Annotated in this window: 11 protein-coding genes; 3 read left to right on the forward strand and 8 right to left on the reverse strand. The window is 73.0% G+C overall.

Features of this window, described 5'->3' with window-relative positions; translation table 11 throughout:
- Both IF129_RS21980 and IF129_RS21985 read left to right on the forward strand, forming a co-directional pair.
- Positions 1–245: acyl-CoA dehydrogenase C-terminal domain-containing protein (locus IF129_RS21980; RefSeq protein ID WP_191211523.1), on the forward strand; the 245-nt coding region annotated here is incomplete at its 5' end.
- A 146-nt stretch (positions 246–391) separates the two neighbouring features.
- On the forward strand, positions 392–1,681 hold the full coding sequence (locus IF129_RS21985) for a M18 family aminopeptidase (RefSeq protein WP_191211524.1): 1,290 nt from the start codon (positions 392–394) through the stop codon (positions 1,679–1,681).
- Between the two features lie 10 nt (positions 1,682–1,691).
- On the opposite strand, the gene IF129_RS21990 is transcribed toward IF129_RS21985, so the two are convergent.
- The 6 genes from IF129_RS21990 to IF129_RS22015 all read right to left on the reverse strand — a co-directional run bounded on the left by IF129_RS21990 (position 1,692) and on the right by IF129_RS22015 (position 11,016).
- Positions 1,692–4,133 (reverse strand): ATP-binding SpoIIE family protein phosphatase, encoded by a 2,442-nt coding sequence (locus IF129_RS21990; RefSeq protein WP_191211525.1) that lies wholly within the window; start codon positions 4,131–4,133, stop codon positions 1,692–1,694.
- Positions 4,134–4,382: 249 nt separating this feature from the next.
- On the reverse strand, positions 4,383–6,290 hold the full coding sequence (locus tag IF129_RS21995) for an NHL domain-containing thioredoxin family protein (RefSeq protein WP_191211526.1): 1,908 nt from the start codon (positions 6,288–6,290) through the stop codon (positions 4,383–4,385).
- A gap of 47 nt (positions 6,291–6,337) precedes the next feature.
- Positions 6,338–7,429, reverse strand: a complete 1,092-nt coding sequence (locus tag IF129_RS22000; RefSeq protein ID WP_191211527.1) for a hypothetical protein — start codon at positions 7,427–7,429, stop codon at positions 6,338–6,340.
- Entirely contained in the window at positions 7,426–9,681 is a 2,256-nt protein-coding gene (locus IF129_RS22005) for a DUF6571 family protein (RefSeq protein ID WP_191211528.1), read from the reverse strand. Before IF129_RS22005 ends, IF129_RS22000 begins: the two co-directional genes overlap by 4 nt.
- A 15-nt stretch (positions 9,682–9,696) precedes the next feature.
- Positions 9,697–10,149: a hypothetical protein gene (locus tag IF129_RS22010; RefSeq protein ID WP_191211529.1), complete on the reverse strand. Its 453-nt coding sequence runs from the start codon at positions 10,147–10,149 to the stop codon at positions 9,697–9,699.
- An 87-nt stretch (positions 10,150–10,236) separates the two neighbouring features.
- A complete protein-coding gene (locus IF129_RS22015) occupies positions 10,237–11,016 on the reverse strand; it encodes a carbon-nitrogen family hydrolase (RefSeq protein WP_191211530.1) in 780 nt (259 codons plus the stop codon).
- A 161-nt stretch (positions 11,017–11,177) separates the two neighbouring features.
- Between IF129_RS22015 and IF129_RS22020 the strand changes: the two genes are divergently transcribed.
- A complete protein-coding gene (locus IF129_RS22020; RefSeq protein ID WP_191211531.1) occupies positions 11,178–12,002 on the forward strand; it encodes a maleylpyruvate isomerase family mycothiol-dependent enzyme in 825 nt (274 codons plus the stop codon).
- A 43-nt stretch (positions 12,003–12,045) separates the two neighbouring features.
- On the opposite strand, the gene IF129_RS22025 is transcribed toward IF129_RS22020, so the two are convergent.
- A complete protein-coding gene (locus IF129_RS22025) occupies positions 12,046–13,356 on the reverse strand; it encodes an MFS transporter (RefSeq protein WP_191211532.1) in 1,311 nt (436 codons plus the stop codon).
- Positions 13,353–14,063 carry a GntR family transcriptional regulator gene (locus IF129_RS22030; protein ID WP_191211533.1) on the reverse strand — a complete coding sequence of 237 codons (711 nt, stop codon included), beginning with the start codon at positions 14,061–14,063 and terminating at the stop codon, positions 13,353–13,355. The genes IF129_RS22025 and IF129_RS22030 overlap by 4 nt, the downstream gene beginning before the upstream one ends.
- Between the last annotated feature and the right edge of the window lie 35 nt (positions 14,064–14,098).

Raw genomic sequence — 14,098 nt, forward strand, 5'->3', positions numbered from 1 at the left:
TGAACACCACCCGGTTCCTCATGGCCTCCGGCGACGTCGTCATCGGCTACCTGCTGCTGCGCGGCGCGGCCGTCGCGGCGGAGAAGCTGCCGAGCGCACCGGCGAAGGACACCGCCTTCTACGCGGGCAAGATCGCCGCGGCGAAGTTCTTCGCCACCAACGTCCTGCCCAACGTGGGCGTGCAGCGCGAGCTGGCGGAGTCCATCGACCTGTCGCTCATGGAGCTGGACGAGGCCGCCTTCTGAGCGGTCACCGCTGCTGAAGCGAGCACGTCACGGACGTGAGCGCGACGGGCCCCACACCCGGTCGGGGGGTGTGGGGCCCGTCCGCGTCCCCGGCCTGGACCGGGAGCCGAGCGGAGGCCCCTGAAGCGGTCCGTATCCTGGACCGTATGCACCAGCACCACGACCGGTTCGACCGTCGCCACACCGACGACCTCCTGTCCTTCCTGGCCGCCTCGCCCACTCCGTACCACGCGGTGGCGAACGCCGCCGAGCGGCTGGAGAAGGCCGGTTTCCGCGCCGTCGACGAGACCGAGGCGTGGGACGGCGCGACGGGGGGCCGCTACGTCGTGCGCGGCGGTGCCCTGATCGCGTGGTACGTGCCGGAGGGGGCGACGCCCGCGACACCGTTCCGCGTCGTCGGCGCCCACACCGACTCGCCCAACCTCCGCGTCAAGCCGGAGCCGGACACCGGGGCGCACGGCTGGCGCCAGCTCGGGGTGGAGATCTACGGCGGCACCCTCCTCAACACCTGGTTGGACCGCGACCTCGGCCTCGCCGGGCGCCTCGCCCTGCGCGACGGCGGCACCCGGCTCGTCAACGCCGACCGCCCGCTGCTGCGCGTGCCGCAGCTCGCCATCCACCTGGACCGGGGCGTCAACGACGGCCTGAAGCTGGACCGGCAGCGGCACATGACCCCGGTGTGGGGCCTCGGCGAGGCCCGCGAGGGCGACCTCCTCGCCTTCCTCGCCGAGGAGACCGGGCTGGACGCGCCCGACATCGTCGGCTGGGACCTCATGCTGCACAGCGTCGAGGCACCCGCCTACCTCGGCCGGGACCGGGAGCTGATCGCCGGGCCGCGCATGGACAACCTGCTCTCCGTCCACGCCGGGACGGCCGCGCTGACGGCCGCCGCGGAGAGCGCGCCGCCGTACATCCCGGTCCTCGCGGCGTTCGACCACGAGGAGAACGGGAGCCAGTCCGACACCGGCGCGGAGGGGCCGCTCCTCGGCAACGTGCTGGAGCGCTCCGTCTTCGCCCGCGGCGGCGGCTACGAGGACCGCGCACGGGCCTACGCGGGCACCGTCTGCCTGTCCTCCGACACCGGCCACGCGGTCCACCCGAACTACGCCGAGCGGCACGACCCGACGCACCACCCCCGGGCGGGCGGCGGCCCGATCCTCAAGGTCAACGTCAACCAGCGGTACGCCACCGACGCCACCGGACGCGCCGTCTTCACCGCCGCGTGCGAGCGGGCCGGGGTGCCGTGGCAGACCTTCGTGTCGAACAACGCGGTGCCCTGCGGCACGACGATCGGCCCGATCACCGCCGCCCGGCACGGCATCGCCACCGTCGACATCGGCGTGGCCATCCTGTCGATGCACTCGGCGCGGGAACTGGCCGGTGCCGACGACCCGCACTACCTGGCGGCCACGCTCGCCGCCTTCCTCGCGGGCTGACGGCTCCCGCTCACAGCCACGCCTCGGCGCCGGGCGGTGCCAGCACCTGCTCCGTCCAGATGGTCTTGCCGCGCCGGGTGTACCGACTGCCCCAGCGCTCGGTGAGCTGCGCGACGAGGTACAGGCCGCGCCCGCCCTCGTCCGTGGCCCGTGCCCTGCGCATGCGCGGCTGGGTGCTGCTGAGGTCCGAGACCTCGCAGATCAGCGTGTCCGCACGGGTGAGCCGCAGCTCCACCGGCCCACCCCCGCCGTAGCGCACGGCGTTGGTGATCAGCTCGCTCGTCACCAGCTCCGTCGTGAACGCCATCGCGTCCAGGCCCCACGCGTCGAGCTGCCCGAGTGCCAGTTCCCGCGCCTCGGGGACGGAGGCGGGGTCGGGGTCGAGCGTCCACGCCGCGGTGTCCCCGGCGTCGATCGCGCGGGTCCTGGCCAGCAGGAGGGTGACGTCGTCCGACAGCGGCTCGTCCGGCAGGCTCGTCCTGAAGTGCTCCACCGTCGCCGCGAGCGGTCGCCGCACCGGGTCCGTGGCGCGCAGCGCGCGGCGCAGCTCCGCCATGCCGTCGTCGATGTCGCCCCGCCTCGGCTCGACGAGGCCGTCGGTGTAGAGGGCGAGGACGCTCCCGGGCGGCACGGCGACCTCCACCGGCTCGAACGGCAGGGAACTCACGCCGAGCGGCGGCCCCGGATGGATCTCGACGTACCGCACGTCGCCGTCCGGGGTGACGAGCGCGGGCGGCGGATGTCCGGCGCTGGAGAACGAGCACCGCCGCGTGACCGGGTCGTACACCGCGTACAGACAGGTGGCGCCCAGCGACTCCCGGGCCTGGTGGCGGCCCTCGTCGCTGGTCGCCACGTCCAGCTGGGTGACCAGGTCGTCGAGGTGGGAGAGCAGCTCCTCCGGGTCCAGGTCGAGGTCGGCGAGGGTGCGCACCGCCGTGCGCAGCCGGCCCATCGTCACGGTGGCCTGGAGGCCGTGCCCCACCACGTCCCCGACGACCAGGCCGACGCGGGCGGAGGAGAGCGGGATGACGTCGAACCAGTCGCCGCTCACCCCGCCGCCGCCCGCCCCGGCGGGCAGGTAGAGGCTCGCCGTCTCCACTCCGGCGCTGGACGCCGTCGCGGGCGGCAGCAGACTCCGCTGCAGGCTGACGGCCGCGCGGTGCTCGCGGTGGAAGCGGCGGGCGTTGTCCACGGCGAGCCCGGCCCGGGCGGCGATCTCCTCCAGCAGCGCCAGGTCCTCCCGGCCGTAGGGCGCGGAGACGCCCGTACGCCACAGCGTCACCGTGCCGAGGAAGGCGCCCCGGGCCCGCAGCGGCGCGCTGAGGGCGCTGTGCGCGCCGGGCATGTGCGGCGTCCAGTGGCGCTCCGCGGCCCCCGGAGCGCCGTCGCCGGGCCCGGCCGCGTCCGGGTCCGGGAGGTCGGCCAGGAGGACGCCGCCCGGCTCGGGCCCGCCGCGCGGCGGCACGGTGACGCGTCCCGTCGTCGGCAGGAGGCCCGGGTCGGCACCGACGACGGCGCTGCGGGTGACGAGCAGCTCCCCGTCGCGGTTCACCACCGGCTCGTCCCCCCGCAGCACCCCCTCGGCCAGGCCCACCAGGACCCGGTCCGCGAAGTCCGGCACGAGCACCCGGGCCAGGTCCTCGCAGGTACGCGGCGCCGACAGCTCCGCCCCGAGGATCGCCGTGGCCCGGTGCAGCAGCTTCAGCCGCTTGCCCGCCTGCTCCTGCTCGGTGATGTCGGTGAAGGCGGCGGCCGTCCCCATCAGCTGCCCCCGAGGGCTCTGCAGCCGGAACCCGGACATCGACAGCAGGGCACCCTGCCGGGGGTCGGCCAGGGTGCGCACCCGCAGCGTGGCGCCCAGCACGGGCTCGCCCGTCGTCATGATCAGGTGCAGCCAGCCCTCGAGCTGCTCCGCGTCCTCGGGCTGGGCCACGGCCTTCAGGCGCAACCCGTCCAGGTCGGCCGGCACCCCGCTGTAGGAGAGGAGCGAGAGGTTGCTGCGGACGATGCGCATCTCCGGGTCGAAGACGGCGAGCCCGATGCGCTGCTGGGTGAAGAGGCCCTCCACCAGGGAGTGGCTCTGCCGCCACAGGTCCAGCAGCTCCGCCCGGGCGCCGAGCACGAGGCGGCTGCGGGCGTGCCCCCGACCGTGCCCCCGATCGTGCAGGGCGAGCACCCGCAGCCCCACGGGCACCTCGCTCCCGTCCACGTGCCGCAGCGTGAGCTCGCCCTCCCAGCCGGGACCGGCGCAGCCCTCGACGGGACCCGGCCAGGCGTCCGGGTCGGCGAGCAGTTCCCGCGCGGGCCGGCCGCACGTCTGCCCGGCCGTCCATCCCAGCAGGTCGCGCGCGGTGTCCGCCCAGCTCTCCACCGTGCCGTCCTCGGCGAGCACGGCGGCGGCGAGGCCCGACACCGAGAACTGCTGAAGTGACGCACGTTCGGCACGCGACATCGCGAACACACCTCATTCGGGGCGCGACTACGCCCATGGTCCCCCACGCCCCCGGCCGCCGCACGGCGCCCGCAACCGTCCGGGCGACGGGCGGCGGCTGTGACGGGAAGGAGCCGCGCCCATGACAGTGCTGTGAAACTCGCGTACGAGAGTTACGTCCCACGGGGGAGCACGGGGGCAACGGGGAAGAGGGGCGCACCGCTGGCGGTGCGCCCCTCGGCCGTTCCCGGGCGCCCGCGCGCCCCCGGCTCAGCCCGTCTCGTCCGCCCCGGTCGTGTCCAGCCCCGCCAGGACCAGCGGCAGCCGCGTGGCGCCCCCCGCCCGCTGCCGCACGGGCACGCCCCAGTCCTGCTGGTGCATGTGGCAGGCGGGGTACTCGTTCGCGGGATCGTCGTCGCAGGACGCCGCCATCGCCGACACGTGCAGGACACCCTCCGGCACCGCCGGGTCGAGCACCAGCTCCCGGCGCAGCGCGGTGTCCTGCCCGGCTCCCCCGACCAGCAGCTCCGGCGGGGTGGAACCGACCAGCAGCCGGCTCGCCGGGCCGAAGCGGGTGTCGAGCTTCTGCCCGGCGGGCGGGGAGAACAGGACGTCCAGGATCAGCGCCCCCTCCGCCACCTCGGTCGCCGCCCGCTGCGTGCGGTGGGCCACCGAGGCCACGGCGACGGCCTCCTCGGGCAGCCGCAGCCTGGTCAGCCGGTGCCGGGCCGACTCCACGACGACGATCTCCGCCCCGGCCGTGCCCCCGGGCCCGTGGGCTCTCCCGTCGGCGTCCCCGGCGGGCAGCACGGCCGCCGACGGTTCCCGCAGGTCGGTGGCGAGCGTGCTCACCTCGTCCGTCGCCGGGTCGTACCGGCGCAGGGCGTGGTTGTAGGTGTCGCTGACGGCCACCGAGCCGTCCGGCAGCGCCGTGACGCCCAGCGGGTGCTGGAGCAGCGCCTGCCCGGCCGGACCGTCGCGGTGCCCGAAGTCGAACAGCCCGGCGCCCACGGCCGTGCGCACGACGCCGTCCCGGTCCAGCCAGCGCAGCGCCGAGGTCTCGGAGTCCGCGATCCACAGCCGCTCGGCGGTGGCCGCGAGGCCCGACGGCTGGGCGAACCACGCCTCGGCGGCCGGGCCGTCGACCAGGCCCTCGTTCGTCGTCCCGGCCGCCGCCTCGACGACGTCGGTCTCCGGGTCGTACGTCCACAGCTGGTGCACCCCGGCCATGGCGATCCACAGCCGGCCGCCGAACCACGCCACGTCCCACGGCGAGGACAGCGCCACCTCCCGCGCCGGACCGCCGGTCGCCGAACCCTGCCACCACTGGCCGCCCGTGCCCGCCAGCGTCCGCACCTCGCCCGTGGCGAGGTCCAGGCCCCGCAGCGCGTGGTTGACCGTGTCCGCGACGACGACCTCACCGCCCGGCAGCAGCGCGAGGCCCTGCGGTTCGCTGAACCGGGCCACGTCCGCCGGGCCGTCGACGAGCCCGCGCTCGCCCGTCCCGATCCGCCGCACGACGCTCTCGCCGTCCGGCGCCAACTCGACGAGCGCGTGCCGGGTGGAGTCAGAGACGAGGAATCCGCCACCGGGCAGGGCCAGGGCCTTGCCCGGGAACCGCAGGTCCGTGGCGACCGGCTCCGGCGGCACGTACGGACCCTCCCCGCGCCGCAGCGTCCCCTTCGCCGCGTGCTCCGCCTCCAGCTCGGCGACGAGCGCGGCGATGGCGTGGGCATGCCCCTCCCCGGCGTGCTGCGCCACCACGTACCCCTCCGGGTCGATGACGACCAGCGTCGGCCACGCCCGTACCGCGTACTGCTTCCACGTGGCCAGCTCCGGGTCGTCCAGCACCGGGTGCGCCACCCCGTACCGCTCGACGGCGTCCACGACCGCCCGGTGCTCGGCCTCGTGCGCGAACTTCGGCGAGTGCACCCCCACGATCACGAGGGTGTCCCGGTGCTTCTCCTCCAGCTCCCGCAACTCGTCCAGCACGTGCAGACAGTTCACGCAGCAGAAGGTCCAGAAATCCAGCAGGACGATGCGTCCGCGCAGGTCGGCGAGGGTGAGATTCTCCCCACCGGTGTTGAGCCAGCCGCCCTTCCCGACGAGCTCGGGAGCACGGACACGGGCACGGCGGGACGCGGGCGCGGGGGTGGGCGCCGGGGCAGCATCGTTCATACGCCCAGCTTGCCACCGCCCCGCCCCCGCCCGGGCGGGGGCGGGCACTACGCCGGGCAGCCCAGGGACTTCCTCGCGGCGGCCACGAAGTCCCCGTACAACTCCTCCTTCGGCTTCAGCCGACTCTCCGCCAGCTCCTGGGCCTGCTCCATGTGCCGCGGCGGGTTCTCGCCTTCCTCGGCACCGAAGGCCATGATCATCAGATACTCGTCCCCGCCGCAGATCACCTTTTCCGCCCGGGTGTTGCGGTTGTCGCGGTCCGTGGCAGGGGTGTACCGCCCGATCACCTGCTGCTGCGTGGTGAGAGCGAAGGCGACAGCGGCCTGGGCGTCCTCGCGGCCCAGTTCGCGACCCACGACGCAGCTCCAACTGTCCGATGCACTGCCCACCACCGTCTGTTCCAGCGGCGCACCGGCGTCCTGTGAGCGCGTCGCGACGAAGCCGGGCAGGCCGCAGTGGTCGGTGTCGGGAAGACCCTCCGGCGAAGGAGCCTGGGGCACGGAGGCGGAGAGCCGGAACTCCTTCGTGCCACACCCCTTGAGCTCGGCCATGGTGGCGGCATAGGACATGAGCGCTTCCGCGAAGGGGCCGCGCGGGGGCGCAGGCAGCTCGCCGAGGAACGCGCGCCGCAACCTGAGAGTTACCTGTACCGGCTCCTGGGACGGGAAGTTCTCCGCACACGCGTCAGGCAGGAGCACAGCTCCACGTCCCCGTTCCGTCCAGCCGCTGACGCCAGAACCCAGTGGTGCGGCTTCGCTGTACCAGCTGGCGCTCAGGGGGACCGGTTGATACGGACCGCCCCAGCCCGTGGAAGTGGTGAACTCCGCCACGTCCCCGTTCGGCAGAACCACGTTGCAGCGGGACACCTCTCCCAGGACCTCGGCCGCATCGGACTCGAACTCACCCGACTCGTTCACAAAGCTCTTCCAGGACGGCTCGTCCTCCACCGCCTCCCCTCCCGCCAAGGGGGAGAGGGCCTCGCGGGTCAGGTATCCCTCGCAGTGCTTCGGCTCCGGTTCCTCGCCACCGATCACCCAGTAGGCGAACCCACCAGCCCCGGCACAGAGGGAGGCAAGAGCGAGAGCAACCACCGGCCGTCGGCCCACCGGCCGCCGCGCGACCTTCTCGCCGGCACTCATTCCCAGTCTCCCGTCGAACCACCGGAGTCAGTGTGGCCTGCCGAGTAACGACTCAGAACTTCGTCAAGGACCACACGCTGGAAATCCCCCTCGCCCAATTCCGGGTCACTCATCCCCACTTGTTTGCCGCGGAGGTTGAACATCTTCTCCAGGCGCGGAAGTCCGTTTTTCGTGTAGTGCTCGATGAGCTCTTCGGTGGTTTTGTCGGCGACCTCCTTGTTCAGGGCCTCCGCGTTCTCCCCGGCACCGATATCGATGAGACGCTGTATAGCGTCACCGAAGATCGGAGTTCCCGTCACCAAAGCACCGGCGGCATGGTACTGGTAGGTCTTGTTCCAGTTGTTGCGGTCGATTTCCTCATCCCGGTCGGCACCGAGGACGTCAGCGCGAATGGTGTCCAAGGCGCCCATGGCCTGACCACTCCGCTGGGCGACGTCCACGGCCTTGTCGCTCCCGTTGCGTAGGTCGTCCGCATCGAGTGTGTGGATGTCTCCGGCGATGACCTCCATTTGGGAGTCGTGGATGGTTCGGAAGGCTGCACCGTCCTCGGCGACACCTCGAATGAAGTGGTGCATGGTGGTGCGGTCGACGTCGACGCCGTTCATCTCGGAAGGAACGTGGCCGAGCTTGCCGAGGATGTCGTGGACGTCTTCGGGGTAGTGGGCGAGGGTGTTGGCGAAGTTCTGGCGCATGTTCTCGGGAATGGCGCCCTTGTCGACGGCGGATGCATCCGCGTACTCCGTGATCACGTGCTCCAGCAGCCGGGACTCCTCCGGGCGGTGCCGGGCGAAGTCGTCGGGCGTCTCCGTGCCGGGGGCGTGGCCGGTCATCGCGGCTTCCAGGGCGGCACCGAAGCCGGTGCGGCTGTCCGCGTCCGCCGTGTCGTCGCCGGGCTGTTCCGCGTTCTTGGCCGGGGCATGGGTGTCGACGACGTGCCAGTCCCGGTCGTGCGCCAGGTACTGGAAGCGGTCCTCGCCCTGCTCGGTGGCGGGGTCGAAGTAGGCGGTCGACGCCGCCGGGTCCTTGCTCATGACGCCGAGGACACCGTCGAGCGGATCGTTCGCGAACCACCCGTTCCGGCTGTCGTCGAACGTGCCGTCGCGCTGCCGCTCGCCTGCGAACGTCCCGCGCAGGTCCCAGATGTCGGGGTCGCCGCCCTGGCCCCGGTCCTCGACGGCGCGGATGTCGTCGGCGAGGTCGTGGAGGAACCGGTCGTCGTAGCCGCCGCCCTGCTGGAGGAGCGAGACGAGGCTCTGGTAGCCGCGCACGTCCTGCACGTCCTCGGGACCGTGGTCCGTGAAGTCGAGCCGGTACTCCTGGACGCCGGCCTCCCGGAGGTCGGCGCGCCACTGCTCGTAGAACCTCTTGTCCGTCGCGGTGTCCTCGCCGTCGACGGTGGTGGCGGTGCTCACGGCGTTGGCGAGGTGACCCGTCAGGTCGAGGTGGCGCTTCCTGTTCCCCGTGTCGTCGGTGTAGGCACGTTCGGCCAGCTCGTTGTGGATGCGGATGGCACCGTCGGGGCCGCCCAGCGAGGTGAGGAGGGTCCGGCTGAACTCGGGGTCGCCCTCGTTGGCCTCCATGAGGAAGTCCAGGTCCTCGTATTCCCTGTCCGTGAGCGTCTCACCGTTTTTGATCTTCTCGTAGAGATCGTCGACCTGCCGGCTGTTCACCTCCCCGATGTCGCCCGTGAGCGACGTGTCGAAGCCGTAGACCTCCTGCATGCTGACCGGGGGCGCCATCAGGGCCTCATTGGCGTTCTGGTCCGCCTGCCGCACCGCCTCGACCGCGTCGGTGATCTTCTGGTTCCAGGACGCCTCCAGCTCCTGGCGGGCGAGGTGGTGGTGCTGGTACGCCTCCCGCTCGTCCTCGGGCAGCGTGCCGAGGTTCAGGGAGCACCGCCCGTAGGCGTCGACGTCCATGCCCGCGCTCTCGGCCTCGGCCTTGACGTCGAAGACCCGCTGACGCAGGGAGGTGAGCGTCGTGTAGGCGTCTTCGAGCAGTCCGCTGACGGCTCTGGCCTCGTTGCGTGCGCCCGCGTACTCCCGCTGGGTGAGCTGGGCCTGGTTCCGGAACATGCCGGCTGCCTGCCCGCGCCAGGAACGCTGCTCGTCCGCCTCCACCGCGGCTTTCACGTGGTCACGGTAGTCGTCGTGCAGTTCGCCGAACCGGTCCCCCATCTTCTTCCACGCCATGGAGGCGTCGTGGAGCACGGACAGGTCGGCGCCGACGATCGTCTCGAAGTCCACCGGCATGAACGCGTGCGCTCCTCACAGATCCGATAGGCGGCTGTACGGGGGTGGCGAAGGGTGCCCGGCGGTCCAGGGTGGCGCGTGGTCGCCGGCGTGGTCGGAGATGGCGCTCTGTCCGCCGACCCCGAGGAAGGAGGAGTAGGTGGCGGCTTCGTTGCCCTGGAAGAGCACACCCGTGTGGCGAAGGGCGCCGAGCTCCCGCTCCAGGCGCCCCCGCAGCCGTGTGAAGGCGGTCTCCCACTCGCCCATGCGGTGGGCGAGGCCGTCGCGGACGTCCCAGTCGCCGAGCGCCCCGGGGCTGAGGGCCACCGACGCGCCGGACCCGCCGACGACGGCCTCGCTCGCCGAGTCGGCCAGGACACCCGCCTTGTGGGTGTCGGGACCGAGGTGCTCCTCGATGTACCGCGCGGCTCTCTTCTGCTGCCCCTCCGACCACGCCAGATCGTCGGCGATCTGCTCGTCCTCGGACATGGCGGCCCCCCTCCATGATCGCGTCAAAGGCCCCAGCATAGGGGGCCGTCGGGGCGCCGCTCGGGGCGCGGGCCGGGCGGGGGTGGGTCAGAGGACGCGGTCCTTGAGGGCGGGGAACTCCTCGCGGACGGCGGCGACGCGGTCGAGGTCCAGGTCCACGGTGAGGACCTGCTCGGTCGCGTCGGGGAGTTCGCCGACCGGGTCGCCCCACGGGTCGTACACGGCGCTGCGCCCGGCCTGGGGGACGTCGGCGTGGGTGCCGGCGGTGCCGCAGGCCAGGACGTAGCACTGGTTCTCCACGGCGCGGGCGCGGGCGAGCAGCGTCCAGTGCCCGGCGCGGGCGGCGGGCCAGCCGGCGGGGACGACCAGGAGGGCGGCGCCCGCGTCGGTCAGGGCGCGGAAGAGTTCGGGGAAGCGCAGGTCGTAGCAGGTGGCGAGGCCGAGGGTGGCGCCCGCCGCCTGGACGGTGACGGGCGTGGTGCCGGCCGCCATGAGGGTGGCCTCGCCCCGGTCGAAGCCGAAGCGGTGGATCTTGCGGTAGGTCGCGACGAGGTCGCCGTCGGGGCCGAAGACGAGAGAGGTGTTGTACAGGGCTCCGTCGGCGGCGCGTTCGACGACGCTGCCGGCGTGCAGCCACACTCCGGCGTCGCGCGCGGCGGCCGACATCGCCTCGGCGGTGGGTCCTTCGGCGGCCGGTTCGGCGGCGGCCTCGAAGTCCCGGAAGGCGAACGCCCCGACGGTCCACAGCTCGGGGAGGACGACGAGGTCGGCGTCCCGCTGTGCGCGGACGAGCGAAGCGGCTTTCGTCCGGCGGGTGTTGACCGAGTCGTCCTGATCGACACCGAATTGGATCAGCGAAGTGCGCACGGTCTCCTCGTCCCTGGGTCGTAGGTTCACGCCGGGCGCCGGGCCGCGCCTCGAAGCGCCTACGATCGTCACCCAAAAGCGGTGCCCGGGTGCCCGCCCGCAGACTAACTTGAAGGGCATCCGCCCGCGAACAGATCCGTACCGTTGCCACGAGGGGCCCCGTGACCGAGCACCCGAGCCTTCAACCCTACGTCGACGCCTGGACTCACTCCGTCGAAGCGATATCCGAGCTGGTGCAGCCGCTGGTCGAGGGCGAGTGGAACCGCGCCACGGCTGTTCCCGGGTGGTCGGTGCGGGACGTCGTCTCGCACGTGATCGGCCTGGAGTGCGAGCTGCTGGGCGATCCGCGCCCGATCCACACGCTGCCGCGCGACCTCTACCACGTCACGGACGAGACGAGCCGCCGGATGGAGGTGCAGGTAGACGTCCGGCGGCACCACACGGGCGCGGAGATGACCGGTGAGCTGGAGTACACGGTCATCCGCCGTTCCCGGCAGCTGCGGAACGAGAAGCGCGGGCCGGAGGCCACGCTGCGGCACCCGCTGGGGCACGAGGTCACGATGCGGGACCTGCTGCGGGAGCGGGCGTTCGACGTGTGGGCGCACGAGCAGGACCTGCGGCGTGCGCTGGGCACGCCGGGCAACCTGGACGCGCCGGGGGCGCACGTGGCGCGGGACGTCTTCATCGCCGCGCTGCCCGCCGTGGTCGCCGAGCGGGCGTCGGCCCCGGCCAACTCGGCGGTCGTGTTCGACGTGAGCGGTCCGGTGGAGTTCATGCGCACGGTACGGGTGGACAAGGAGGGCAGGGCGACGGTCAACGGGAGCCCCTCGCTCGGCCCGGCGGTGACGTTCGCCCTGGACTGGGAGACCTATGTGCGGCTGGCCTGTGGCCGGGTGCGCCCGCAGGCAGTGGCGGACCGCGTCAAGGTCGAGGGGGACCAGCGGCTCGCCGAGGCGATCCTGGCCCACTTCGCCGTGACGGCGTGACGGCCGCGGCGTAGCGGCCGGCGGCGCGGTCCCGGCGGCCCGGTCACGTCTGCGCGGGGACGTGGACGGCCTCGACGCGGCTCGCGACGATCCGTTCGCGTTCCCTGCGGTCCGCCCGCCGCCGCAGCCGCAGGATCTGGCTGACGCCGAGCGCCTCCAGGAGGAAGACGGCGGAGAAGGCGACGCGGAAGTTGTCGCCGGTGAGGTCGAGCAGGACGCCGACGGCCAGCAGCGTCGTCATGGAGGCGGTGAACCCGCCCATGTTGACGATGCCGGAGGCCGTGCCCTGGCGCTCGGGCGGGTTCGCGGGGCGGGCGAAGTCGAAGCCGATCATGGAGCCCGGCCCGCAGGCCCCGAGAACCAGGCAGAGCACGACGAGCGCCCACAGCGGGGTGCGTCCGGGCCAGTACAGGACGGCGGCCCACAGCAGCGCGGTGGCGGCGACGGTGCCGAGGGCGAGGGGGGCCCGGGCCCGGTGGTGCCGGGCGACGGTCTGCCCGTAGACGAGCCCGACGGCCATGTTGGACAGGACGACGAGGGTGAGGAGCGTGCTCGCGCCCTCCATGCTCAGGCCCTGCGCGCGCACGAGGAAGGGCAGGCCCCACAGCAGCAGGAACACCATGGCGGGGAACTGCGTGGTGAAGTGGATCCACATGCCGAGCCGGGTGCCGGGTTCGGCCCAGGCGGCGGAGATCTGGCGGCGGACGTAGCCGGGGCCGTCGTGGCGCGGGACGGCGGCGCGGCACCCGGCCGGCTGGTCCTTGAGGAAGCCGAGCACGAGCAGCAGGCCGAGGAGTCCGGCGACGGCGCTGCCGGCGAACGTCGGTGTCCAGCCGAAGCCCGCCAGGACGCGGGCGAGGACGAGGGTGGTGATGAGGTTCCCGGCCATGCCGATGAGGCCCGCGAGCTGTGCGACGAGGGGGCCGCGCCGGGCGGGGAACCAGCGGGCGCCCAGGCGCAGCACGCTGATGAACGTCATGGCGTCCCCGCAGCCGAGGAGGGCGCGGCAGGCGAGGGCGACGGGGTAGGAGTCGGCCAGGGCGAAGCCGAACTGCCCGGTGGTGAACAGGACGATGCCGAGGGAGAGCACCTTGCGGGTGCCCCAGCGGTCCACGAGCAGGCCGACGGGTATCTGCATGCCGGCGTAGACGAGCAGTTGGAGCAGGGAGAACGTGGACAGCGCGGAGGCGTTGACCTCGAACCGCTCGGCGGCCTCGATGCCCGCGACGCCGAGGCTCGTGCGGTAGGTGACGGCGATGAAGTAGACGACGACGCCGATGCTCCACATGGCGACGGCGCGGCGCCCGCCGGGCGGGTCGCCGGGCAGCCGCAGCGCGGCGGCCGCGCCCGTCATCGCACATCGCCCCGCAGCAGGGCGCGCACGGAGCCGACGTGCCGGTGCACGGCGGCGACGGCGGCGTCGGCGTCCCCGGCGCGGAGGGCGTCGAGGATCTCGCCGTGTTCGGCGATGTTCTGTGCGATGCGGCCGGGGTGGGCGTGCATCACGGCGACGCCCATGCGCAGTTGGCGGTCCCGGAGCTGGTCGTAGAGGCGGGTGAGGATCTCGTTGCCGGTGCTGCGGACGAGGGTGGCGTGGAAGCACCGGTCGACGCGGGCGACCTGTGCGAGGTCCCCGGCCTCGGCGAGCTCCCGCTGCCGGTCGAGCAGTTCCGCCAGTTCGGCGATGAGTGCGGGGCCCGCGGGACGCCGGGCGGCGTGCTCCTCGACGAGCAGCCGGGTCTCCACGACGTCGCCGATCTCCTGGACGGAGACGGGCAGCACGAGGGCGCCCTTCTTCGGGTAGAGCCGCAGCAGCCCTTCGACCTCCAGGCGCAGCAGCGCCTCGCGCACGGGCGTTCGGGAGACGCCGACGGCGTCGGCCAGCTCCCCCTCGGTCAGCAGCATGCCGCCCTCGTACCGGCGCCCCAGGACGGCTTCCTTGACGTGGGCGTAGACGCGCTCGGCGGCGGGAGGACGCTTGTCCGGGGTCGCGGACACGGTGGCGGAGTCGATCGTGGACGCGGTGGTGGGCGCGGCGGCGGTGGCCCTGGGGGACGACATGCGCACACCTTAGATACAACAGCGTGCCGAGCGGG

It is taken from the genome of Streptomyces chumphonensis, assembly GCF_014779715.1.
Lineage (GTDB): Bacteria > Actinomycetota > Actinomycetes > Streptomycetales > Streptomycetaceae > Streptomyces > Streptomyces chumphonensis.

What these genes read in the sequence shown, in the direction of transcription:
- IF129_RS22000 (WP_191211527.1), bottom strand. Translation starts at nt 7,429, where the DNA reads ATGAGTGCCGGCGAGAAGGTCGCGCGGCGGCCGGTGGGCCGACGGCCG.
- IF129_RS22010 (WP_191211529.1), bottom strand. Translation starts at nt 10,149, where the DNA reads ATGTCCGAGGACGAGCAGATCGCCGACGATCTGGCGTGGTCGGAGGGG.
- IF129_RS22005 (WP_191211528.1), bottom strand. Translation starts at nt 9,681, where the DNA reads ATGCCGGTGGACTTCGAGACGATCGTCGGCGCCGACCTGTCCGTGCTC.
- IF129_RS22025 (WP_191211532.1), bottom strand. Translation starts at nt 13,356, where the DNA reads ATGACGGGCGCGGCCGCCGCGCTGCGGCTGCCCGGCGACCCGCCCGGC.
- IF129_RS21985 (WP_191211524.1), top strand. Translation starts at nt 392, where the DNA reads ATGCACCAGCACCACGACCGGTTCGACCGTCGCCACACCGACGACCTC.
- IF129_RS21995 (WP_191211526.1), bottom strand. Translation starts at nt 6,290, where the DNA reads ATGAACGATGCTGCCCCGGCGCCCACCCCCGCGCCCGCGTCCCGCCGT.
- IF129_RS21990 (WP_191211525.1), bottom strand. Translation starts at nt 4,133, where the DNA reads ATGTCGCGTGCCGAACGTGCGTCACTTCAGCAGTTCTCGGTGTCGGGC.
- IF129_RS22030 (WP_191211533.1), bottom strand. Translation starts at nt 14,063, where the DNA reads ATGTCGTCCCCCAGGGCCACCGCCGCCGCGCCCACCACCGCGTCCACG.